The following is a 21908-nucleotide window of genomic DNA, read 5'->3' as shown; positions in this document are numbered from 1 at the left end:
GTCGGCTCCCCGGTCGAACCCTACCAATCGCCCGCGGCGGCCATCCACAGCGCGGTCGCCGCCGCCGCCGCGGTCTCGGCGCGCAGGATGCGCGGGCCGAGCGTGATGCCGACCGCCGCGGGGCAGGTGCGAATCGCCTCGCGCTCGGCGGGGGTGAAGCCGCCCTCCGGTCCTATCACGATCGCCGCAGGCCCGGGCCGCGCTCGCATCGCGGCCGCAGCGGGCACGCCGCCGCTCTCGTCGGCAAAGAACAGCGCGCGGTCGGCGGGCCAATCGGCAAGCAGCGCCGCGAGCTTCACCGGCTCAGCCAGTGACGGCAGGGCCGTCCGCCCGCACTGCTCGGCCGCCTCGATCATGTGCGCGCGAAGGCGGTCGAGGTTGAGGCGATCGACGATCGTGCGCTGCGTCAGTACCGGCACCAGCCGGTCGACGCCCAGCTCGCACGCCTTTTCGGCGACCCAGTCGATCCGCCCCTTCTTGATCGGCGCGGCGCACAGCCACAGGTCGGGCACCGCCTCCCGCGCGCGCAGCCGGTCGCCGACCGTCAGGGTCAGGTCGCGCTTGCGCACCTCGCTCGCGGTGGCGAGCCACTCGCCGGTCGCGTCGTCGAACAGCAGAACGGGATCGCCGACCTTCAGCCGCATGACGCCCGCCAGATAATGCGCCTGCCCGCCCCCGATCGGCACCAACGCGCCATGCGACAGCGGCGTCTCGACGAACAGGCGGGGGGTCGAATCGGGCGGCCAGGCGGGCGTCGCCGCCATCAGCGGCGACGCTTGGGCTTGGGCCGGGCGGTGTCGGCGACGCGCGTCCAGCGCTGCTCGCGGCAGCCGAAATTGCCGAAAAGGCAGCCGCGCCCGACCAGCGTGTTGCGCCCCTCCATCCAGATTGAGCCCGAGAAGCTTTTGGCGAGATCGGGGACATAGACCTCGCCCACCCACTCGCCCTCCTCGGGCGTGAACCCGTCGAAGATGCGCGTGCCGACCAGCCGGTCGGTCCCGCCGGCGGCTGCGTCGGCCTTGGCCTTTTCGCTCGCCCAGATGACGGTGCCGCACATCGCCTCGCCGCAGCGGCTGGCGCGGATATGGACGCTGTTGGAGCCGTTGCGCCAGACGCCCGACCAGTCGGGTGCCGATTGGGCGGGAGCGGCGGCGAGCAACGTGCTCGCGATCAGGGGCATGAGCATGGGCGACCTCTAAAACGAACGGTCGACGACATAGGGGCTCAGGTCGGGATTGTTGAGTCGGCGCGCTTCGCCTTCGGCGCGAGGGTCTTCGGCTTGTAGCGGCACAGGTCGACGACCGGGCAGCGCCAGCACTCGGGCGCCCGCGCCTTGCACACATAGCGGCCGTGGAGGATCAGCCAGTGGTGGGCATGCAGGCGAAAGGGCTGCGGCACCACCTTTTCGAGCCTCAGCTCGACCGCGAGCGGCGTCTTGCCGGGAGCGAGGCCGGTGCGGTTGCCGACGCGGAACAGGTGCGTGTCGACGGCGAAGGTCTCCGCCCCGAACGCCACGTTCATGACGACGTTGGCGGTCTTGCGCCCCACTCCCGGCAGCGCCTCCAGCGCCGCGCGGTCGGCGGGTACCTCGCCGCCATGCTGCTCGATCAGCGCCTGCGACAGCGCGATGACGTTCTTGGCCTTGGTGTTGAAAAGCCCGATCGTCTTGATGTGCTGTTTGAGGCCCTCTTCGCCGAGCGCGACCATCTTCTCGGGCGTGTCGACCTCGGCGAACAAGGCGCGGGTGGCGCGGTTGACGCCGGCGTCGGTCGCTTGTGCCGACAGCACGACAGCGACGAGCAGGGTGTAGATGTTGACCGATTCGAGCTCGGTCTCGGGGCTTGGATTGGCCTCGGCAAGCCGGCGGAAAAACTCGAAGACGTCTGCCTTCTTCAAGGCTCAGAGCCCCAGCACCTGGTCCATTCGATAGCGGCCGGGCGCCCGGCCCGCGAGCCACAGCGCCGCCTTGACCGCGCCGGCGGCGAAGATCGCGCGGTCCTGCGCATAATGGCCGATCTCGATCCGCTCGCCATTGCCCGCGAAGACGACGTTGTGATCGCCGACGACGGTGCCGCCGCGAAGGCTGGAGAAACCGATCGTCCCGCGCGCGCGTGCGCCGACTAGCCCCGCGCGGCCCTGCACGCCCGTTTCCGCGATCGTCGTCTCGCGCCCCGCCGCCGCGGCCTCGCCGAGCATCAGCGCGGTGCCCGAGGGGGCATCGACCTTGTCCCGGTGGTGCATCTCGACGATCTCGATGTCCCATTCCTGCCCCAGCTTGCGCGCCGCATCGCGCACCAGCGCCATGACGAGGCCGACGCCGACCGAGGTGTTACCCGTCTGGAGCACCGCGATCCGCTCGGCGGCGGCGTCGATCGCGTCGTGATGGTGCGGCGACAGCCCGGTGGTGCCGATGACGATCGGCGTGCCCGCTGCGAGCGCCGCATTGAGGTGCGCGTCGAGCGCCGCGGGGGCGGAGAAGTCGACCAGCACGTCGCACTCGCGCGCCAGCGGGCCGGGGTCTTCGCCCGCATCGACGCCGCCGGCATGCACAGCCTCCAGCGCCGGCATCGCCGCGACGATCGCCTGCCCCATCCGCCCCAGGCTGCCGTAAATGCCGATCCGGTTCATGCGCGTTCCCTTGGTTGCGAGGTGCCTTTGCCACGACCGGCCCGGACGCAACAGGGGTTAGAGCGTGATGCGCGCAATCAACTCCGTTCGTCCCGAGCGTAGTCGAGGGAGCCTGCCGAGCAAAGTCGAGGCACCTTGAGGCGTTCTCGCTCCGCTCGAACAAGTCCCTCGACTTCGCTCGGGACGAACGGGGGTGGGCCGTGCTGCCGCGCACGCGGTGACTTCCGCGCCTCACTTATCGGCGTCGTCTTGCAGTTTCTCCCAAACCGCGTTGAAGGCCCACACGATCGCAAAGCCGATCGGCAGGATGAGCCACACGGTCGGGCCCGGCTCCCAAGGACAATCACTCCCGCCTGAACTCTCGCATTGGCCCGCCGCACAGGATTGCGCCAACAGGCTGGCGAACGCGACGAACGCGAAGATCGTCGCGCAGCCGCAGCCGATCTTCGCACCAGATTGTGAAGGAGGCTCGTAAGGCAATCAGCCGTTGCTCGCCCGTGCCGGCGTGTTGACCCCCATCGACTGGAGGTAGCGCTTCACGTTGCGCGCCGCCTGTCTCAGCCGCTGCTCGTTCTCGACCATCGCGATGCGGACATAGCCCTCGCCGTCCTCGCCGTAACCGACGCCGGGCGCGACCGCGACCTTGGCGTGGGTGAGGAGCTGCTTCGAGAATTCGAGGCTGCCGAGGTGGCGGAGCGCCGGGGGGAGCGGTGCCCAGGCAAACATCGAAGCGCGGGGCGGCGGGATGTCCCAGCCGGCCCGCCCAAACGCCTCGACCATCACGTCGCGGCGCTTGTGATAGAGGAGGCGGTTCTTCTCGACGATGTCCTGCGGGCCGTTGAGTGCCGCACATGCGGCCGCCTGGATCGGCGTGAAGGCGCCGTAATCGAGATACGACTTCACCCGCGTCATCGCCGCGATCAGCTTCCGGTTGCCGACCGCGAAGCCGATGCGCCAGCCCGCCATCGAGTAGGTCTTCGAGAGCGAGGTGAACTCGACCGCCACGTCCTTGGCACCCGGCACCTCGAGGATCGAGCGCGTCGGATTGCCGTCGAAATAGAGCTCCGAATAGGCGAGGTCGGACAGCACCCAGACCTGGTTCTCCTTCGCCCATGCGACCAGCCGCTCGTAGAAGGCGAGGTCGACCGTTTCCGCCGTCGGGTTCGACGGATAGTTGACGACGAGGATGCTCGGTCGCGGCACCGTGAACGCCATCGCGCGGTCGAGGCTCTTCCAATATTCCTCGTCGGGCGTCGTCGGCACGCTGCGGATCGTCGCGCCGGCGATGATGAAACCGAAAGTGTGGATGGGATAGCTGGGGTTGGGCGCGAGCACGACATCGCCCGGCGCGGTGATCGCGGTGGCAAGGCTGGCGAGCCCCTCCTTCGACCCCATTGTGACGACCACCTCGGTTTCGGGATCGACATCGACGCCGAAGCGGCGGCCGTAATAATTGGCCTGCGCGCGGCGGAGGCCGGGAATGCCCTTCGACTGCGAATAGCCGTGCGCGTCGGGCTTCATCGCCACCTCGCACAGCTTTTCGAGCACATGGGCGGGCGGCGGCAGGTCGGGATTGCCCATGCCGAGGTCGATGATGTCCTCGCCTGCCGCACGCGCCGCTGCCCGCATCGCGTTGACTTCGGCGATGACATAGGGGGGCAGGCGCTTGATGCGGTAGAAGTCGTAGGACATGCGTGTGGCTCCTGATTGCCGCGACGGCGATTTCACCCTCGCGGCATCCCCGCTATACGGGCGCGGACAGGCGACTGCCAGAGGAGAGGACATGGCCGACCAACCCGAAGGCATCACGCCCGACCTGAAGGACCTGCAGCACTGGACCTGGGTGATGGGCCGGATGCAGCAGATGATGATGGAGCACGGCCTCGACCTGATGCAGGCCGCGCCCCAGCCGCTGAACGGCTCCCCCTTCGATCCCACCCCAGCGATCCGCGCGAGCGCCGATTTCTGGGCCGACACGATGAAGCTGTGGCAGCGCTTCCTCGACCCCGCCCATGCCGAACCTGCCGAGGAGACGCCCGAGCAGGCGCGCGACAAAAGGTTCAAGGCGCCGCAATGGCGCGAGGACCCCGTCTTCGACTTCATCCGGCAGAGCTATTTCCTGATCGCCGAGCACCTCGTGAAGGGCGTCGATGCGATCGAGGGCGTCGATCCGCGCCAAAAGGAGCAGATCCGCTTCGCCACGCGCGGCTTTATCGACGCGATGAGCCCGACCAACTTCCCCGCGACCAACCCGCAGGTCCTGGAAAAGGCGATCGAGACGCGCGGCGAGAGCCTGCTCAAGGGCCTTCAGAACATGCTTGCCGACATGGCCAAGGGCCAGCTGACACAGACCAGCGAGGGCGCGTTCGAGCTCGGCCGCAACATCGCTGTGACGCCGGGCAAGGTCGTCAAGCGCACGGCGATGTACGAGCTTATCCATTATGCGCCGACGACGGAAAACGTGTCGAAGATCCCGCTCCTGATCTTCCCGCCCTGGATCAACCGCTTCTACATCCTCGACCTGACGCCCGAGAAGAGCTTCATTCGCTGGGCGGTCCAACAGGGGCTCAGCGTTTTCGTCGTCTCCTGGAAGTCGGCGGACGCGTCGATGAAGGACGTGGTCTGGGACGACTTCATCGAGCGCGGGCAGATCGACGCGATCGACACCGTGCGCGATTTGCTGGGCGTGCCGGCGGTACACACGATCGGCTATTGCGTAGCGGGTACGACGCTCGCCGCGACGCTCGCGCTGCTGACCGCTCGCGGGGAAGCGGACAAGGTGGCCTCCGCCACCTTCTTCACTGCGCAGGTCGATTTCACCCAGGCCGGCGACCTCAACCTGTTCGTCGATGACGAGCAGATGAAGCTGATCGAGGCGCTGTCGCCCGACGGCTTTCTCGACGGGCGCTACATGGCGGCGACGTTCAACCTGCTGCGCGGGCGCGATCTCATCTGGAACTATGTCGCCAACAATTACCTGATGGGCGCCGAATACACGCCCTTCGACCTGCTCCACTGGAACAGCGACGTCACCAACCTGCCGTCGAAGTGGCACAAGAGCTATCTGTCGGACCTCTATCGCGACAACAAGTTGGCGAAGCCGGGCGCGATCGCGGTAGCCGGGACGCCGATCGATCTGACCACCGTGACGACGCCGGCCTATGTCCAGGCTGGCCGCGAGGATCACATCGCCCCGGCCGAAAGCGTTTGGAAGATCACCCACCACTTCGGCGGCCCGTTGCGCTTCGTACTCGCCGGATCGGGCCATATCGCCGGCGTCGTCAACCCGCCTGCGGCAGGCAAGTACCAGTATTGGATCAACGAGGACGGCGCCGACAGCCTCGCTGCCTTCGTCGCCGGAGCACGCGAAGTGAAAGGAAGCTGGTGGCCCGACTGGAGGGCGTGGATCGCCGCGCTTGACGCCGAGAAAGTGCCCGCGACGGGCGCGAGAATACCGGGCAAAGGCTCGCTCGCCGCGCTCGAAGATGCGCCCGGAACTTACGTGAGAACCCGTTGAGAACGCTCACAATGTCAGTATCTTGACCTTTTTGCTGCAGCGCAACAAATTGCTTGCGGCAACGGTCGAAATCAGGTAATCGCTGCGCCGCAACATTGCGCGAGGCGAGTGATGGCGATCAAGTCTTCCAAACCCGGCACGCCCCGCGGCACCGCGCCGCGTGCGAAGGTGTCGCCGCCGAAACCGGCAGCACCGGTGCCCGTCGCCGACACTGCGGTCGCCGCGGTCCAGGCTGCGCCCGCCGTCGTCAAGCCGGCCAAGCCCGCAAAGCCCGCACCCAAACCCGTGGTCGAGGTCGCCGAGAAGGTCGCCGACACCGCCAAGGCGACCGTCCAGAATGTCGCCGCCCCGGTCGCCAAGGCCGCCGAGACGATCGTCGAGGCTGTTGCCGATACCGCGACCGACACCGCCCAGGCCGTTGCGGCTGCGGCGGCACCCACCGCCCAGACCGTGCAGAAGGAAACCGCTCCGATGACCGACCTCAAGACCGCCGCCGACGCCACCACCCACAAGGCGCAGGCCATGTTCGGCGACATGAACGACCGCGCCAAGGCGGCGATGGAGAAGAGCACCAAGCTCGCCGAAGAGATGAACGACTTCGCCAAGGGCAACATCGAGGCGATGGTAGAGAGCGGTCGTATCGCCGCCAAGGGCGTCGAGTCGCTCAGCCAGGAAGCCGCCGAATACGGCCGCAAGTCGTTCGAGCACGCTACCGCCGCGATGAAGAGCATGGCGTCGGTCAAGTCGCCGACCGAGCTGTTCAAGCTGCAGAGCGATTACATGCGCTCGGCGTTCGACGCCTATGTCGCCGAAGCCTCGAAGGCGACTGAGCACATGCTTAAGCTGTCGAGCGACGCGATGCAGCCGCTGTCGAACCGCATGGCCGTCGCCGCCGAGAAGGTGAAGGTCGTCGCGTAATCATCCGCCCGCCCCGGCGGGATGGATCGAATGAAGGGGGCGGTCGCGATGCGGCCGCCCCTTTTCGTTGGCGGTACCGCCATACGGCCCTTGCCCCCATGGGGGGGCATCCCCTATTTTCAGCACCGATGCAGCGTTTCAGCCCCCATATGAGCGACGATGACGATCAGGGCGGGACCGGCGGCAACGGCACGTCGGTCGGCATCGCCACGCGCACTCGCGAGAAGACCAAGAAGCCGACGCCCTATCGCGTGCTGATGCTCAACGACGACTATACGCCGATGGAGTTCGTCGTCCTCGTCCTCCAGCGCTTCTTCCGCATGAACATGGAGGAAGCGACGCGGGTGATGCTCCACGTCCACCAGAAGGGGGTCGGCGTCTGCGGCGTGTTCAGCTACGAAGTCGCCGAGACCAAGGTCAGCCAGGTCATGGACTTCGCGCGCGAGAACCAGCACCCGCTGCAATGCACGCTGGAGAAGGCGTAGCGACTTCAAGGCAGCGGAACCTGGGATTCAAGTTCCAGGTCACGAATCAGATTAACCCCACGGCATCCCAGCACAGGCTGGGATCGCTTCAGCCTGTGGCGACCGATGGCCAGGGGCCCAGCCTTCGCTGGGGCGACCTGAGAGACGAACCTAATTCGCCTCTGCGATCTCGATCAGCGCACGGTCCATCGCCGGCGTGACCGGCGGGGCACCACCCGGCATGTCGTTGGCGAAGATGGCGAAGGTCAGGGTCCGCCCGCTTCGCGCCGTCAGATAGCCCGACAGCGCCGAGGCCCCATTGAGCGAGCCGGTCTTCGCGAACAGCCGACCCTCGAGCGCCGTCCCCTTGAACCGCGCCGCCAGCGTGCCGTCCACTCCGGCGATCGGCAGTGACGCGCGGAACGTCGCCGCGAACGGCTGGCCCGCCGCCCAGCGCAGCAGCGCGACCGAGGCGCGCGGGCTCAGCCGGTTATAGGTCGACATGCCCGACCCGTCGGCAAAGTCCCAGCCCGTCCGCGCCGCCCCCGCCGCGTCGAAGAGCGCCAGGTAACGCGCCAGTCCGCTCGCCGCGGTTCCTTCGGCGCTGCCGCGGCGCAGGCTCATCTCGGCGAACAGGTTCTGGCTCGCCTTGAGCGTCCGGGCATAGGTCTCCGCCAGCGGCGGCGGCGTCAGGCGCGCGATCGGCAGCGGCAACGCGGCGGGCGGCTCGCCCGGCCGACGATGCCGCGCCTTCACCTCGCCGACGACCTTCACCCCGCGCGCGCGCAGCAACCCGGCGAAGCGATGCGCGGCATAGGCGGCGGGATCGTCCACCGGCTGCGCGAGCGTCACCGGCGCCGCGCCCGCGATCGTGCCGCGCACGACGACCGTCCGCTCCCTCGGCAGCCGCTCGATCGATAGCGACGTGGCCGCGCCCGGCTCGACGCGATCCTCAATCCGGTACCAGCCGCTCGGCTCGGCGACGCCGCCGTCGGGCTTCACCGTCAGCGCGACCACATTCTCGTCCAGGCTGAGCGCGGAGATCGCTGCGCCCGATCGGGTCGGCAGATTGTTCCAGCTCCACCCCTGCCCCCAGCGCTCGTCAACCCAGCGACGATCGTCGCCGATCACGTCGCGCACGCGGCGGGTCCGCGCGGCTACGGCATCGGCGAGCGTCGCGAGGCAGTCGCGCGCGCAATCGGCCGCGCTCGACAGCCATGGATCTCCCGCACCCACCAGCACCACGTCATCGCCCTCCAGCGCGACGCCGGTGCCCTCGACAGGCGCCGGCGCGGCCATGTCGGCGAGAACGGCGGGGAGCTTGCTGTTCGACGCGGGCACGAAGCGCGCGTCGGGGTCGATCGCCACCACTTCGCGCCCGGCATCGTTGATAACGAGTATCCCCCAGCGCGTCCCGGCCAGATCGGGCGTAGCAAGGATCGCGCGCACCCGGTCGGCGAGCGCTGGCGTCTGCGCCCCGGCCGGCTCGCACGGCAGAAGCGCGAGCAAGATGGCCAGCCGCCTCATGCCCTGCGCTCCAGCCGGTCGACGCATGCCGCCACGGTGAGATTCGCCGACGCGCTCGGCACCGTGCGCGTCATATCGAGCAGCCGGTCGAACGGCAGCACCAGCCCGACGATCAGTGCCGTTTCGGCCGCGCTCACCCCCACCGCCGCCAGCACCGCCGCGAGCATGAACAAGGAGGCCGAGGGCACCGGCGCGGTCCCGAATGCCGCCAGCGCGCCGGTCACAAGGATCACGGCCCAATCGGCGGGTGCGATCGCATGGCCGAGCGCCTGCAAGCTGAACACGCTCAGCAGCCCCACATACATCGCCGTCCCGTCCTTGCCGATCGAGGCGCCGAGCGGCAGCACCGTCTGCGCCACCGGCGCGGCGATGCGATGGCGCATCTCGGCAAGCCGGATCGCAACGGGCAGCACCGCCGCGCTCGATGCGGTCGAGAAGCCGATCGCCAGCGCCTCGACACTGTCGCGCCAAAAGCCGAGCGGCGACCGGCGCGCGACGGCGAGCAGCAGCGGCGCGTGGACGATCGCCATCTGCGCGATCGAGCCGATGACGACCGCCAGCGCGAGCCAGCCAATTCGGCCGAACAGCTCGAGCCCGCTCGCCGCTACCGCATTGGCGATCAGCGCGAAGACGCCGAAGGGCGTCGCTTCCATCACAAGCCGCACGACCGAGAGCAGCACCGCCGACAGCGCCTCAAGCCCGCGCGCGAACGGCCGCCCGGCCTCTCCCGCCGCCACGGTGCCGGCCCCGATCAGGATCGCGGTGAAGATCAGCGCGAGCATGTCGCCCTTCGCCAGCGCCTCGACGATGTTGAGCGGGACGATGGCGGCGGCGGTGTCATAGAGGCTGCGCGGCTCGCCCAGCGCCTGCGCCGCCACCCCGGCGAGCGGGGCGCCCGCCCCCGGCTGCACCAGCGCCGCCACGGCCATCCCGATCGCCACCGCCGCCAGCGTCGTTGCCGCGAACAGCCCGATCGTTCGCAGCCCAAGCCGGCCGAGTTTCGCCGGATCGGCCATGCTCGCGATTCCCGCCGCGATGGTCACCAGCACGATCGGCGCGACGAGCATCCGGATCGCGCGTACGAACCATTCGCCGAGCAGCACGACCCTGGGCGCGGCCTCGGGCCAGGCGAGCCCCAACAGCACGCCGAGCACGAGGCCGCCGAGCACGCGCAGCCATAGAGGAACGGCGAGCCAGCGCGTGATCATGCTGGGCACGTACCCTCGCGCGGCATCCGCCGCAGCGCACGCCCTGCCGCCACGCCGGTCAGCCTGCTCTCTTCCACCGCCACCCGCCCGTTGACGAGCACCATCCGGACGCCCGCGGCGGTCCGTTCGGGCTCGGCATAGGTGGCGCGAGCGGCGTAGCTGCGCGGGTCGAACAGCACGAGGTCGGCGAAGGCACCGGGGGCGATCCGGCCCCGATCCTTGAGGCCGAAGGTGTCGGCCGCCAGCGTCGAGCTGCGCGTGACGAACCCGGCGAGATCGAGCACGCGGCGCTCGCGAACATAGACCGCATATTTGCGCGCGAAGCTGCCGAAGGCGCGCGGGTGCCCGGTCGAGGCGTCGCTGCCCGTCATCACCCAGGGCCGGGCCATGAAGGCACGGATGTCGCGCTCGGACTGGTTGAAGCTCGCCACCGCCGGGTCCTCGCGAGTGATGACCGCGATCGCCGCCTCGACCGGATCGAGCCGGCGCGCCGCGGCGATCTGCGCCAGCGTCCGCCCCTTCACATCGATCGGGCCGCTGGTGACGAGCAGCTTCTCCGCCCCGCCCCGCCGCCGCAGGTTCGCCTGCATCTCAGCCTTGACGCGCGCCTCACTCAGCCGCGCCAGCATCGCCGCCCGGCCGTCCGCCTGCGCCCAACCCGGCACGAGCGCGACGACTAGGCTGGTGCCCGAGGCGTCCCAGGGATACTGGTCGGCGGTGACGCGCTGGCCCTTGGCGCGCGCCGCCTCGATCCGCGCGATGACGTTCGGCGCGCGGCCCTCGACATCGGCGCCCAGCGCCTTGATATGCGCGATGTGCACCGCCGCGCCCGATGCGCGGCCGATCGCCAGCGCTTCCTCGACCGCGGAGTCGAGGCCGATCGAATAGCTCGATTCGTCGCGCAGATGCGTGTCGTAGAAGCCGCCGCGCCGCCCCGCCTCGGCCGCAACGGCGGCCACCTCTGCGGTCTTGGCGAAGCGTTGCGGCGCGTAGTAGAGCCCGCTCGACAGCCCCAGCGCGCCGTCGCACATCGCCCGCGCGGCCAGCGCCTTCATGGCCGCGAGCTCGGCGGGCGTCGGCGCGCGATCGGCGTCGCCCAGCACCGCGCGGCGGATCGTGCCGAAGCCCGTATAGCTGGCGTAGTTGATCCCGACCGGCCGCGCCGCGGCGCTCGCCAGCACCGCGCGCACATCGGCCTCGCCGCCGCCGTCATTGCCGATGAAGGCGGTCGTCACCCCCTGCATCAGGAAACGCTCGAGCAGGCGCGCCCTCGCGTCGGTCCCGAGCAGCTGGTCCTCGACATGGGTGTGCGGGTCGATGAAGCCGGGCGCCAGAACCAACCCCTCGGCATCGACGGTGCGCGTCGCGCGCATCGACAGGCGAGGCCCGACCGCAACGATCCGCTCTCCCCTTACCGCCACGTCACCGGTGAAGGGCGCGGCGCTGCCCGTCACTACCATCGCGCCGCGGATGAGCAGGTCGGCGGGGACCGGCGCGGCGCCGAGCGCCAGCAGAGCGGGGAGGATTGTAGCCCTCACGCCCAGAAACCCGGCGCGGGCGGCGTCATCCGTCCACCCACGATCCGCCCGCCGCCCGCCCGATCTTCGGCCAGCCACCATGGCCCGTCGAGATCAACGAACGCCGCCCGCCGCGCCAGCCGCAGCGCCGGCGCGATGCCGAGCGAGCTCGCCACCATGCACCCCAGCATCAACCCCAGCCCCGCTGCCTCTGCCGCGTCAGCGAGCACGAGCGCGGCGGTCAGCCCGCCGGCCTTGTCGAGCTTGATGTTGATGTGGCTGTAGCGACCCTTCAGCCGGTCGAGGTCGGCGATGCCGTGCGCCGATTCGTCGGCGGCGATTGGAAAGGGGGCGGCGAACCCCGCGAGCGCGTCGTCGGCGTCGGCAGGCAGCGGCTGCTCCACCAGATCGACGCGCGCCTCGACAAGCGCCGGGGCGACCGCGCGCAGCGTGTCGAGCGTCCAGCTCTCATTGGCATCGACGATCATCCGCGCGTCGGGCAGCGCGCGGCGTACCGCGGCGACCCGGTCGGCGACCGCCTCCCCATCGACCTTGACCTTGACCAGCGGCACCGCGCCGAGCGCGAGCGCCGCCGCGTGCATCGCCCGGGGCGTGTCGATGCCTACCGTCACCGCCGTCTCGGTCGGCATCGCGGTCGGCAGAACAGCGCGGCCGAGCCCGACATCGAGGTCCCACAGCGCCGCATCGAGGGCATTGCGCGCCGCCCCTGCCGGCATCAGCAACAGGAGCTCCGATCGCCCCGCCCCCGCCTCGACCGCCGCACGCACCGCCTCGATTGCCGCCAGCGCGCCCGCCACGCTCTCGCCATAGCGGGGATAGGGCACGCCCTCGCCCCGCCCGACGACGCCCGCCTCCTCGACCCGTACCTCGACCACTTCGGCCACCGTCTTCACGCCGCGCGCGATGCGGAACGGCGCGTGCAGGGCAAAGGCGCGCGGCTCGGCGGTCAGGCGGCGAAGCAGCGCTCGATCTCCAGGACGATCGGCTCGGCACCGAAACGATAAGGGTCGGTCGCGGGCAGGCCGAGTTCGGCCGCCGCCGCCTCGCACGCCGCGCGCGCCGCCGGCTCGTCCAGATGCGCGGTGTTGAGGCACACGCCCACCGCACGCACCTCTGGCGAGGTCAGCTGCGCGACGCGCAGATTGGCGTCGAGGCACTCGGCCAGCCCCGGCACCGGATAGTGGGGCAGCCCGCGCAGGTGTGGCCGCCCGACCTCGTGGCACAGCACCAGCGCATCGGCCTGCGCGCCGTGGAGCAGCCCGGTCGATACCCCCGCGAAACTCGGATGGAACAGCGAGCCCTGCCCCTCGATCAGATCCCACCCACCATCGCCCCGCGCCGGCGACAGCGTCTCGACCGCGCCGGCGATGAAGTCGGCGACCACCGCGTCGATCGCGATTCCCTCGCCCGCGACGAGGATGCCGGTCTGTCCGGTTGCGCGGAAATCGGCAGCATGGCCGCGCGCCTGCATCGCCGCGGTGAGCGCCAGCGTCGCGTACATTTTGCCCACCGAACAGTCGGTACCGACCGTCAGCAGCCGCCGCCCGTCGCGGGGTCGCCCATTGCCGACGGGCAGCCCCGCAGGCGGATCGCGCACGTCGAACAGGCGAACGCCGACCTCTGCCGCCGCAGCGGCCAGCTCGGGCTCGTCGCGCAATCGCTGGTGCAGCCCCGCCGCGATGTTGAGCCCCGCCCGCGCCGCCGCCGCCGCATCGGCGACCACCCGCGCATCCATCCGTCCGCCCGGATTGGCGATGCCGATCACCAGCGTCCGCGCGGCGATCCCCTGTTCGAGCGTCAGCCGCTCGAGCCCCACGCTGTAGGGGCATTCGTCGTGCCGCCACTCGCCGACGCATTTGTCGGGTGCAAAGGTCGCGAGCCCGCGCGCGGTCTTGAGCCCGAGAAAGTCGGTCGCTGCCCCCAGATAGAGGAGATAGGGGGTGGGAATCGTGCTCATCGCCCGCGCGCCAGCCGTTCCTCGATCGCCGAATAGCCCGAGCTGCCCAGCGGCGCATCCTGTGGGATCCCCGTCGACCAATAGGCCGTCACCCGCCCCCCTGGCTCGACCCACAGACCCGAGCGCAGGCGATAGGCCTCGCCCGCATGGCCGACCCGCGGGCGGCCGTCACCGAACAGGTCGTCGGGGCAACCCGCAATGCCGCTCCCCGTGAACATGACGCCGAGGCCATAGCGACAATAGATGCCGCCCTCGATCGCGCCGTTCCTGCCGTCATAGGTCCAGGCCGGCGTCGTCATCGCCCGAACCGAGGCGGGGGTGAGCAGCCGCACGCCATCGACGCTGCCGCTGCCCGCGATCAGCCGGCCGATCTTCGCCAGCCCCTGTGCCGAGATGCGGAGGCCGCCCTGCGGCGAGAAGATCGCGCCGTTGCGCCCCGCCTCCCAGCTTGCCAGCGAACAGCCGCCGCTTCGGGCGGGCGTGACCGAACAGACGGGCTTGGTACCGCGATTGTCGTCGCGGATCGGGGTGCCGTCGGGCTCGACCAGCACCACCGCGCGCGCTGCGGTCGCAGCATCGCACGCTTCCCACTGAAAGCAGCCGGCGATGTCGAGCGGGGCGAGCACCAGCCGGTCCATCAGCCGGTCGAAGCGCTCGCCGGTGGCGCGCTCCATGACCGAGGCGATCACCGGCCAGGCGATGTTCGCATAGCGGAAGTAGCCGCCCGGTGCCTCCGCCCCCCACGCCTTCGGATCGGAAAGGGCGGCCTGCAGATCGGCGTCGAGCGGCAGCACATAGTCGATGCCGTCGGCCAGCCCAGACCGGTGCGAGAGCAGCAGCCGCAGCGTGATCGGCACGTCGGGGAAGCGCGGATGGCGCAGCCGCCAGCCGAGCCGCGCCGACACGTCCGAGTCGAGGTCGAGCGTCCCCGCCTCGACCAGCCGCATCACCCCGATCGCCACAACGAGCTTCGAGATCGAGGCGACGCGGACCGGATCGTCCACGGTCGCGCGGCGCGCCGCGGCGGGATCGGCGAAGCCCGCTGACTGCGCCGCGACGACCTTGCCGCCCTCCACCACCACGCGGGCACCCGCGACGGGCTCGGCCGGCGGCGGCGGCTGTTGCGGCGAGACAAGGGCGAGCGCGAGGGCAGCGATCGGCATCATGCCGCGACGCTAACCGGGCGGCCGCGCGGCGTCCACCACGTGCTCCCTTACCGCTCCTTAACCATCCACGCTTACCCCCATATGCCATGACCCGCCCGCTGCCGATCGCGCGCGACCTTGGCCTTGCCGGCGCGCTCGCGGGCGTGATGACGTTCGGCTGGGCGTGGGTGCGCGGCGCCGATCTCGCCCGGCTGGCGCTGCCCGACGGCGACGATGCGGTGCGGTTACAGCAGATCCGCGACTGGCTCGGCGGACAGGCGTTCGGCGACCTCACGCAATATCGCATCGGCGTCGACGGCACCGCGATGCACTGGTCTCGGCTTCCCGACCTCGTCCCCGCGGCGATGCTGAAGGCGGGGCTCGGCGAGCCGGCGATGCTGGTGCTGTGGCCGGCGCTGCTGTTCGCGGCATTTCTGGTCGCGCTGGCGCAAGTGGCGCGCGCGATCGGCGCGCGCGCGGGCGATGCGATGATCCTCGCCGCGCTCGCCTATCCCGCAACGACGTTGTTCGCGCCGGGGCGGATCGATCATCACGGATTTCAGATGGTGCTGCTCGCGCTGTTCGCACTGGGGCTCGTCACGCCCCGCGCGCTGGCGGGGGGTGCGCTCGCGGGTGGAGCGGCGGCGCTGTCGCTCACGATCGGGATGGAAACGGCACCGGTGCTCACGGTGGGGCTTGCCGTCGCGACGCTCGGCTGGCTGGCGGGCGACCGCGGACGGCTGGCGGCCATCGGCGCATCGCTGCTGCTCACGCTGGCGTTTGCGGCCGCGGTCTTCGCGCCGATGGACTGGGCGAGCGCGCCCTGCGACGGCTTCGCCCGGGCGAGCTGGCGGGCGGGCACGATTGGCGGCGCGGCGCTGCTCACGATCGGAGGGATCGGCGCCGCGTTCGACACGCGGCGAGCACGGCTGGCGGTCCTTGCCGCCGTTTCGATCGCCGCCCTCACCGCCCTCCTGGCAACGGCACCGGTCTGTCTATCGCCCTATGGCGCGGTCGATCCGGCGCTCGCCCGCATCTGGTTGACCGAGGTGGGCGAGGCGCAGCCGCTGTTCGCCGCCGATCCGCGCTGGGCGATCGGCTATGCTGGGCTCGGCCTCGCGGCGCTCGTGGCGGCGGCATGGGTCGCGCGCGACGCTCGGCGGCTGACGGTCGCGGCACTGGTCGCGGCGGGGCTGGCGGTATCGCTCCTCCAACTGCGGGGCGCCTACGCCGCCGCCGCGCTCGCCGCGCCCCTGCTGGCGCTGGCGCTCGACCGGGCGCGCGCGGTGTCGCCGCTCGCTGCCTTGCCCGTGTGGATGGCGGGGGCGGGCATCGCCTGGCCGCTCGCCGCTGCCGCGCTGCCGGTCGCCGATCCGCCGTCGCCCGGCCCCGCCTGCGATGGCATCGAGCAGGCGCTAGCGATGCGGTCGCTGCCGCCGGGCCGGGTACTCGGGCCCGTCGATCTCGGCCCGTGGCTGGCCGTCGCCACCCGCCACCACGCCATCGCCGCCCCCTATCACCGCAACGCCGCGGGCAATCTCGCCAGCTATCGCCTGTTGGCCGCCGACGACACGGGGGCGCGGTCGATCGTGCGGTCGGTGCGCGCCGAGTATGTCGTGGCCTGCCCCGCGGCGCTGGACACGATGCGGATCAAGCGCGGCGCCGGCGCGGCTATGGTCGAGGGCCGCCCCCCCGCCTGGCTGGAGGTCACCGGCGTACCGGCGGTCTGGCGCGTCCGATGACCCGGCCGTCGGGCATGCGGATCGCCGCGCTGCTACTGCTCTGCGCGATATTGCCGCTCCTTTGGCCGGCGATCCCGCCGCTGAACGACCTGCCCGGCCATATCGGTCGTTATCACATCGCCGCCGAGCTCGCGCGCTCGCCCGCCCTGCAGGCGCATTGGCGCTACGACTGGGCGCTGGTCGGCAATCTCGGCGTCGACCTGCCCGCCGTCGCACTTGCGCGGGCGATCGGCGCCGAGGCGGCGGCGAAGGCGATCGTGCTGGCGATCCCGGCGCTGTTCGTGGGCGGGCTGCTGATGCTCGCGCACGTGCGACGACAGGGCGTGCCGCCGCTGATCGGCTTCGCCGCCGCGCTCGCCTATGGACAAGCATTCCAATTCGGCTTCGTCAATTTCGCGCTGTCGGCGGCACTAGCGCTGTGGGCGCTTGCAGGGTGGATCAGTCTCGCCCCACGCCCGGTGGTGCGCGCACCGATCTTCGCCGCGGTCGCCTGCGCGCTCTGGATTGCACACAGCTTCGGCTGGGGCCTGTTCGGGCTTGCAGCGTTTGCGAGCGAGGCCGCGCTGAGGCGCGAACGGGGCGAACGCTTGCCGAAGGCGCTGGTCGCCTCCGCCCTTGCCTGCCTGCCGCTCGCGCTCCCGATCCTCGCAATGATCGCGGCACCGGCGGGCGAGGCACAACCACTCGCCTGGGACTGGCGCGCCAAGTCGGTGTGGGTTGCTGGCCTGCTGCGCGACCGCTGGAAATGGTTCGACGTGGCCAGCGCCGTGGTGATCGCGGCCATTCTCTGGACCGCAGTCCGCCACCATGCTTTCCGTTTCGACCCGGTTTTGGGGGCGGTCGCGGCGATCCTTGTCGCCGCGTTCGTCGCGCTCCCCCGCATTGCTCTCGGCGGGGCCTATGTCGACATGCGTATGCTTGCGCCCGCCGTCGCGGTCGCGCTGGCCGCGGTGCGCGTGATCGACCCGCGCCTCGCCATCCGGCTGCTCCTGTTTGGGCTCGCCTTCCTCCTCGTCCGCACCGCCGCCACCACCGCGAGCTTCGTGATCGTGGCGGAGCGGCAGCAAGCCGCCCTCCGCATCGTCCCGGCCATCCCGCGCGGGGCAGCGGTGCTGGTGCTGGTGAACGAGCCTTGCGCTTCCGACTGGTCGTCCGACCGGCTCGGCCATCTGGCGGGCGTCGCAGAAGTTCGGCGCGACATCTTCGACAACGGCCAGTGGACGATTGCGGGCCAGCAACTGCTCGGCCACCGTTATCCGCTTGCTGCCCCCTATGATCGCGACCCGTCACAGCTCGTCTATCCGAAAGCGTGCGAATACGCCCCGACCGACTTTGCCGCTGCCGTGCGCGATGCCGATCGCCGCATCTTCACGCATGTCTGGACCATCGGGTTTCCCACTCGCCCCAGGCTCGCCCGCGACGCGATCCGAAAAGCGGCCGACGGTCCCTCAACACTCTATCGCATTGCGGCAAGTCAGGAAGCGAGCGGCTTGTCGCCCCCTGCCCCCAGCCGCTAAGGACGCGCGATGCAGGGGGTTGGGCAGGAACCGCTAAGGTGGTGGCAGACACGTTGGTTCGTCGCGGCGATGGCGCTGCTGGCGGCGCTGCCGCTGATCTGGCCCGACATCCCGCCACTGGTCGATCTCCCCGGCCATCTTGGTCGTTACCGGGTCCAATTGGCGCACGGTCAGGTGCCGTGGCTCAACGACTGGTATAATTTCGACTGGCAGCTGATCGGCAATCTCGGCATCGACCTGATGATCGTGCCGCTCGAACCGATCCTCGGCCTCGAGCTGGCGGTCAAGCTGATCGTGCTCATGACGCCGGTGCTGACCGCCACGGGCCTGCTCTGGATTGCGCGCGAGGTACATGGCCGCATCCCTGCGACCGCCCTGTTCGCCCTGCCGATCGTCTACAGTTTCCCCTTCCATTTCGGCTTCGTCAATTTCGCGCTGTCGATGGCGCTGGCGCTAAACGCCTTCGCCCTCTGGCTGCGGCTGGCGCGGCTTGGGCGACTGAAGCTGCGCGTGGTGCTGTTCGTGCCGATCGGCCTCATCCTATGGATCTGCCATACCTATGGCTGGGGCCTGCTTGGCGTCCTCGCTTTCGCCGGCGAGCTCATCCGCCAGTGGGACCGGCACCCGGCGCTCCGGGACAAGTGGAAGGCGCCGTTCTGGGCGGGCATCCACTGCCTGTCGCTGTTCCCACCGGTCATCCTGATGCTCGCCTGGCGATCCGGCGGGCATGTCAGCGGTCAGACAGGCGACTGGTTCAATTGGCGTGCGAAGATGCAGTGGGTCACGATGATCTTTCGCGACCGCTGGGAATTGTTCGACATGGCGACGCTCGCCACGTTGTTCCTGGTGATGCTGAAGGGACTGCGCGACCCCAATATCCAGTATTCGCGGCACCTCAGCATCTCGGCCCTGTTCCTGATCGCGGTGTTCCTGCTCCTGCCGCGCATCGTGTTCGGCTCGGCCTATGCCGACATGCGGCTCGCGCCCTTCGCGCTCGGCATTGCGCTGCTCGCGCTTCGGCCCAAGCCCGGTATCCCGATGCGTCACGCGGCGCTGATGGCCGCGGCGGGGCTGACCTTTTTCGGGGTGCGGATCGCCGCCACGACCTACAGCTTCTGGCTCTACGACAAGGCTTATGACCGCGAGCTCGCCGCGCTCGACAAGCTGCCTGAAGGCGCGCGCCTCATCACGTTCATCGGCGAGACGTGCCGCAACGAATGGAAGATGTCGCGGCTGGAGCACCTGCCCGGCATCGCGCTCGAACGGAAGCTCGCCTATGCCAACGACCAGTGGTCGATGGCGGGGGCGCAGCTCTTGACCGTCAAGCTGCAGGGCGCGCGCGGCTTCAACCACGACCCGTCGCAGATCGTCACCGACGTCAAATGCGCGCGTGAATGGTGGCGGCCGATCGCCGTCAGCCTCGTCCGCTTCCCCCGCCAGACCTACGATTATGTCTGGCTGGTCGAGCCCCCGGCCTATGACCGCCGGCTGGAGGCTGGGCTGATCCCGGTATGGCGCCGCGGGACCAGTGCCCTGTTCCGCGTCGACGACGCCGCCCGGCCCCCGCGGCTGATGATGCAGGATCTCGGACCCTATGGGCCGGAAATGAGAACGCGGATGGAAGCCATCAATCGGGCGAACCGGGCTTCCTGAACGGCGTCAGTTCACCGAGCATCTCGGCCTCGCGCTCGACCGCCAGCCGCTCGCGCGCGACGAAATCGGCGACAGCGCGGCGGAACGACGGGTCAGGGATATAGTGCGCCGACCAGGTCGCGACGGGCGCATAGCCGCGCGCCAGCTTGTGCTCGCCCTGTGCCCCCGCCTCGACCCGCGCGAGGCCGCGCGCGATCGCCGCGTCGATCGCCTGATAATAGCAGAGCTCGAAATGGAGGAAGGACACGTCCTCGACGCAGCCCCAGTAGCGGCCGTAGAGCGCGTCCGCGCCGATCAGGTTGAGCGCCCCCGCGATCGGCGTCCCGCCACGCTCGGCGAGGATCAGCAGCACCCGGTCGCCCATCGCCTCGCTGAGCATCGAGAAGAAGGCACGCGTGAGGTAGGGTCGTCCCCATTTGCGGCTGCCGGTATCCTGATAGAAGGTCCAGAAGGCGTCCCAATGCGCCTCGGTGATCTCGGCTCCGGTCAGGTGGCGGATCGTCAGCCCCCCGGTGGCGGCGGCACGCTCCTTGCGCAAATTCTTGCGCTTGCGGCTGGCGAGGTCGGCAAGGAAATCGTCGAAGCTCGAATAATTGCGATTGGCCCAATGGAACTGCACCCCCTCGCGCAGCAACCATCCCGCCGCCTCGAATGCCGGCAACTGCGCCGGCTCGACAAAGGTCGCGTGGGCGGAGGAGAGGCCATTCTGGTCCACCACCGCCTCCACCGCCGCGATCAGCGGCGCGGGCACGACGCCCTCGCGCAGCAATAGCCGAGGGCCGGGCACGGGGGTGAAGGGGACCGCGACCTGAAGCTTGGGATAATAGCTGCCCCCCGCCCGCTCCCAGGCATCGGCCCAGCCATGGTCGAACACATATTCGCCCTGGCTGTGCGTCTTGGCATAGGCGGGCGCGATCGCCGCCGGCCGGCCGTCCGCGCCATCGACGACGATCGGCAGCGGCGTCCAGCCGCTTCGCCCCCCCACCGACCCCGATCGTTCGAGCAGCGCGAGGAAGGCGTGGCTGAGGAACGGGTTTCCGGTCCCCGCGCACGCATCCCAATCGGCCGCGGCGATCTCCGACACCCCGCGCGCGATCCGCGCCGTTACAGCCACTTCAGCGCCTTGAATCGGGCATAGAGGACGCCGCACAGCGCCGCGATCACGCCCAGCACGACGAAATAAGCACCCTTGATCTTCAATTCAGGCATGAACTCGAAATTCATGCCATAGATGCCGGCGATCGCCGTCGGCACCGCGAGGATCGCCGCCCAGGCCGCCAGCTGCCGCGTGATCGCGCCCTGGCGCTGCTGCTCGAGCAGGTTCGACACCTCGAACACCTGGCCCAGCACTTCGCGCAACGTCGCCGTGGTCGCTTCGGTCCGGCGGATATGGTCGAGCACATCCTTGAAATAGGGCCGGATGTCGCGATCGATGCAGGGGATGTCGAGATTGACGAGCTTGCCGACCAGCTCGCTCATCGTGATGGTGACGCGCTGGAAGCGGATCAGCTGGCGGCGAAAGGTGAACAGCCGGCTGATCTGTTCGCGGTCGAGGAAGCTGTCGAGCGTCGATTGCTCGATCTCGAGCACGCATTCCTCGATCTGGTCGATGATCGGCTGATAGCCGTCGACGATGAAGTCGAGGATCGCGTGGAGCACATAATCGGTCCCCCGACGGAGCAGCGCGGGCGAGGTCTCGAGTTCCTTGCGCAAAGCCGTATGTGCGCGCGCAGAGCCGTGGCGGACGGTGACGATATGATGCTTGCCGACAAAGATCGCCGTCTCGCCATAGCGGATATGATCGCCGTCGAGATGCGCCGTGCGGGCGACGACGAACAATTGCTCCCCATAGATGTCGAGCTTGGGCAGTTGGTTCGCCTTGACCGCATCCTCGACCGCGAGCGGGTGGAGACGATATCGGTCGGCGATCGTCCGTAGCTCCGCCTCGCTCGGCTCGTAGAGGCCGATCCACACGAACTCGTCGTCGCCATGGCATTCGGGCACGGCGTCGAGCGACACGGGGCCGACACACTGGCCCGCGCGATAGAGGGTAGCGGCGACGACGGTCATGCCGGCGCTATCTGGGCGAGCGAT

20 protein-coding genes are annotated in these 21908 nt (G+C 69.7%); 6 read left to right on the top strand and 14 right to left on the bottom strand.

The window, feature by feature from the left end:
• Positions 1-20: 20 nt before the first annotated feature.
• The 6 genes from COC42_RS12630 to COC42_RS12610 all read right to left on the bottom strand — a co-directional run bounded on the left by COC42_RS12630 (position 21) and on the right by COC42_RS12610 (position 4320).
• Entirely contained in the window at positions 21-764 is a 744-nt protein-coding gene (locus COC42_RS12630) for a 16S rRNA (uracil(1498)-N(3))-methyltransferase (RefSeq protein ID WP_096343664.1), read from the bottom strand.
• Complete coding sequence (locus tag COC42_RS12625) at positions 764-1186, bottom strand: DUF2147 domain-containing protein (protein ID WP_096343663.1); 423 nt, start codon at positions 1184-1186, stop codon at positions 764-766. The genes COC42_RS12630 and COC42_RS12625 overlap by 1 nt, the downstream gene beginning before the upstream one ends.
• 38 nt (positions 1187-1224) lie before the next feature.
• Complete coding sequence (nth, locus tag COC42_RS12620) at positions 1225-1896, bottom strand: endonuclease III (protein WP_096343662.1); 672 nt, start codon at positions 1894-1896, stop codon at positions 1225-1227.
• Positions 1897-1899: 3 nt separating this feature from the next.
• A complete protein-coding gene (dapB, locus tag COC42_RS12615) occupies positions 1900-2628 on the bottom strand; it encodes a 4-hydroxy-tetrahydrodipicolinate reductase (protein WP_096343661.1) in 729 nt (242 codons plus the stop codon).
• Between the two features lie 231 nt (positions 2629-2859).
• The gene (locus COC42_RS17495; RefSeq protein ID WP_141395852.1) at positions 2860-3108 is read right to left on the bottom strand and encodes a hypothetical protein; all 249 of its coding nucleotides are present in this window, start codon (positions 3106-3108) and stop codon (positions 2860-2862) included.
• Positions 3109-4320, bottom strand: a complete 1212-nt coding sequence (locus COC42_RS12610) for an LL-diaminopimelate aminotransferase (RefSeq protein ID WP_096343660.1) — start codon at positions 4318-4320, stop codon at positions 3109-3111.
• Between the two features lie 91 nt (positions 4321-4411).
• On the opposite strand from COC42_RS12610, the gene COC42_RS12605 reads away from it, so the two are divergent.
• The 3 genes from COC42_RS12605 to clpS all read left to right on the top strand — a co-directional run bounded on the left by COC42_RS12605 (position 4412) and on the right by clpS (position 7548).
• Positions 4412-6145 carry a PHA/PHB synthase family protein gene (locus tag COC42_RS12605; RefSeq protein WP_096343659.1) on the top strand — a complete coding sequence of 578 codons (1734 nt, stop codon included), beginning with the start codon at positions 4412-4414 and terminating at the stop codon, positions 6143-6145.
• Between the two features lie 111 nt (positions 6146-6256).
• Positions 6257-7063, top strand: a complete 807-nt coding sequence (locus tag COC42_RS12600; protein ID WP_096343658.1) for a phasin family protein — start codon at positions 6257-6259, stop codon at positions 7061-7063.
• Between the two features lie 149 nt (positions 7064-7212).
• Positions 7213-7548, top strand: coding sequence for an ATP-dependent Clp protease adapter ClpS (clpS, locus tag COC42_RS12595; protein WP_096343657.1), 336 nt, complete (start codon positions 7213-7215; stop codon positions 7546-7548).
• Positions 7549-7698: 150 nt separating this feature from the next.
• Here the strand turns inward: clpS and dacB are convergent, their stop codons facing one another.
• From dacB to COC42_RS12565, 6 genes are read right to left on the bottom strand one after another with little or no spacing between them, the layout of a single operon-like run.
• Positions 7699-9054, bottom strand: coding sequence for a D-alanyl-D-alanine carboxypeptidase/D-alanyl-D-alanine endopeptidase (gene dacB / locus COC42_RS12590; protein WP_096343656.1), 1356 nt, complete (start codon positions 9052-9054; stop codon positions 7699-7701).
• A complete protein-coding gene (locus tag COC42_RS12585; RefSeq protein WP_096343655.1) occupies positions 9051-10262 on the bottom strand; it encodes a dicarboxylate/amino acid:cation symporter in 1212 nt (403 codons plus the stop codon). The genes dacB and COC42_RS12585 overlap by 4 nt, the downstream gene beginning before the upstream one ends.
• The gene (locus COC42_RS12580; protein WP_245844105.1) at positions 10259-11800 is read right to left on the bottom strand and encodes an N-acyl-D-amino-acid deacylase family protein; all 1542 of its coding nucleotides are present in this window, start codon (positions 11798-11800) and stop codon (positions 10259-10261) included. Before COC42_RS12580 ends, COC42_RS12585 begins: the two co-directional genes overlap by 4 nt.
• The gene (locus COC42_RS12575; RefSeq protein ID WP_342747321.1) at positions 11797-12723 is read right to left on the bottom strand and encodes a dipeptide epimerase; all 927 of its coding nucleotides are present in this window, start codon (positions 12721-12723) and stop codon (positions 11797-11799) included. The genes COC42_RS12580 and COC42_RS12575 overlap by 4 nt, the downstream gene beginning before the upstream one ends.
• Before the next feature lie 23 nt (positions 12724-12746).
• On the bottom strand, positions 12747-13757 hold the full coding sequence (dgcN, locus tag COC42_RS12570; RefSeq protein ID WP_096343653.1) for an N-acetyltransferase DgcN: 1011 nt from the start codon (positions 13755-13757) through the stop codon (positions 12747-12749).
• A complete protein-coding gene (locus tag COC42_RS12565) occupies positions 13754-14920 on the bottom strand; it encodes a serine hydrolase domain-containing protein (RefSeq protein WP_096344187.1) in 1167 nt (388 codons plus the stop codon). Before COC42_RS12565 ends, dgcN begins: the two co-directional genes overlap by 4 nt.
• Positions 14921-15009: 89 nt before the next feature.
• Here COC42_RS12565 and COC42_RS12560 point away from each other — a divergent pair, with 89 nt between their 5' ends.
• From COC42_RS12560 to COC42_RS12550, 3 genes are read left to right on the top strand one after another with little or no spacing between them, the layout of a single operon-like run.
• Positions 15010-16644 (top strand): hypothetical protein, encoded by a 1635-nt coding sequence (locus COC42_RS12560; RefSeq protein ID WP_096343652.1) that lies wholly within the window; start codon positions 15010-15012, stop codon positions 16642-16644.
• The gene (locus COC42_RS12555) at positions 16641-18161 is read left to right on the top strand and encodes a hypothetical protein (RefSeq protein ID WP_141395851.1); all 1521 of its coding nucleotides are present in this window, start codon (positions 16641-16643) and stop codon (positions 18159-18161) included. Before COC42_RS12560 ends, COC42_RS12555 begins: the two co-directional genes overlap by 4 nt.
• Positions 18162-18170: 9 nt before the next feature.
• Positions 18171-19814, top strand: a complete 1644-nt coding sequence (locus COC42_RS12550) for a hypothetical protein (RefSeq protein ID WP_176484678.1) — start codon at positions 18171-18173, stop codon at positions 19812-19814.
• On the opposite strand, the gene COC42_RS12545 is transcribed toward COC42_RS12550, so the two are convergent.
• Together COC42_RS12545 and COC42_RS12540 are read right to left on the bottom strand one after the other, a co-directional pair.
• A complete protein-coding gene (locus tag COC42_RS12545) occupies positions 19789-20928 on the bottom strand; it encodes a GNAT family N-acetyltransferase (RefSeq protein WP_096343650.1) in 1140 nt (379 codons plus the stop codon). The genes COC42_RS12550 and COC42_RS12545 overlap by 26 nt on opposite strands.
• Positions 20919-21884 carry a magnesium and cobalt transport protein CorA gene (locus COC42_RS12540; protein ID WP_096343649.1) on the bottom strand — a complete coding sequence of 322 codons (966 nt, stop codon included), beginning with the start codon at positions 21882-21884 and terminating at the stop codon, positions 20919-20921. Before COC42_RS12540 ends, COC42_RS12545 begins: the two co-directional genes overlap by 10 nt.
• Positions 21885-21908 lie beyond the last annotated feature (24 nt).

Origin of the sequence: Sphingomonas spermidinifaciens, assembly GCF_002351485.1 — a bacterium.
Lineage (GTDB): Bacteria > Pseudomonadota > Alphaproteobacteria > Sphingomonadales > Sphingomonadaceae > Sphingomonas > Sphingomonas spermidinifaciens.
This window is presented reverse-complemented; position numbering and strand designations above follow the sequence as displayed.

What these genes read in the sequence shown, in the direction of transcription:
- COC42_RS12605 (WP_096343659.1), top strand. Translation starts at nt 4,412, where the DNA reads ATGGCCGACCAACCCGAAGGCATCACGCCCGACCTGAAGGACCTGCAG.
- COC42_RS12560 (WP_096343652.1), top strand. Translation starts at nt 15,010, where the DNA reads ATGACCCGCCCGCTGCCGATCGCGCGCGACCTTGGCCTTGCCGGCGCG.
- dgcN (WP_096343653.1), bottom strand. Translation starts at nt 13,757, where the DNA reads ATGAGCACGATTCCCACCCCCTATCTCCTCTATCTGGGGGCAGCGACC.
- clpS (WP_096343657.1), top strand. Translation starts at nt 7,213, where the DNA reads ATGAGCGACGATGACGATCAGGGCGGGACCGGCGGCAACGGCACGTCG.
- COC42_RS12540 (WP_096343649.1), bottom strand. Translation starts at nt 21,884, where the DNA reads ATGACCGTCGTCGCCGCTACCCTCTATCGCGCGGGCCAGTGTGTCGGC.
- COC42_RS12565 (WP_096344187.1), bottom strand. Translation starts at nt 14,920, where the DNA reads ATGCCGATCGCTGCCCTCGCGCTCGCCCTTGTCTCGCCGCAACAGCCG.
- COC42_RS12550 (WP_176484678.1), top strand. Translation starts at nt 18,171, where the DNA reads ATGCAGGGGGTTGGGCAGGAACCGCTAAGGTGGTGGCAGACACGTTGG.
- dapB (WP_096343661.1), bottom strand. Translation starts at nt 2,628, where the DNA reads ATGAACCGGATCGGCATTTACGGCAGCCTGGGGCGGATGGGGCAGGCG.
- COC42_RS12585 (WP_096343655.1), bottom strand. Translation starts at nt 10,262, where the DNA reads ATGATCACGCGCTGGCTCGCCGTTCCTCTATGGCTGCGCGTGCTCGGC.
- COC42_RS12630 (WP_096343664.1), bottom strand. Translation starts at nt 764, where the DNA reads ATGGCGGCGACGCCCGCCTGGCCGCCCGATTCGACCCCCCGCCTGTTC.
- COC42_RS12625 (WP_096343663.1), bottom strand. Translation starts at nt 1,186, where the DNA reads ATGCTCATGCCCCTGATCGCGAGCACGTTGCTCGCCGCCGCTCCCGCC.
- COC42_RS12555 (WP_141395851.1), top strand. Translation starts at nt 16,641, where the DNA reads ATGACCCGGCCGTCGGGCATGCGGATCGCCGCGCTGCTACTGCTCTGC.
- COC42_RS12610 (WP_096343660.1), bottom strand. Translation starts at nt 4,320, where the DNA reads ATGTCCTACGACTTCTACCGCATCAAGCGCCTGCCCCCCTATGTCATC.
- dacB (WP_096343656.1), bottom strand. Translation starts at nt 9,054, where the DNA reads ATGAGGCGGCTGGCCATCTTGCTCGCGCTTCTGCCGTGCGAGCCGGCC.
- COC42_RS12600 (WP_096343658.1), top strand. Translation starts at nt 6,257, where the DNA reads ATGGCGATCAAGTCTTCCAAACCCGGCACGCCCCGCGGCACCGCGCCG.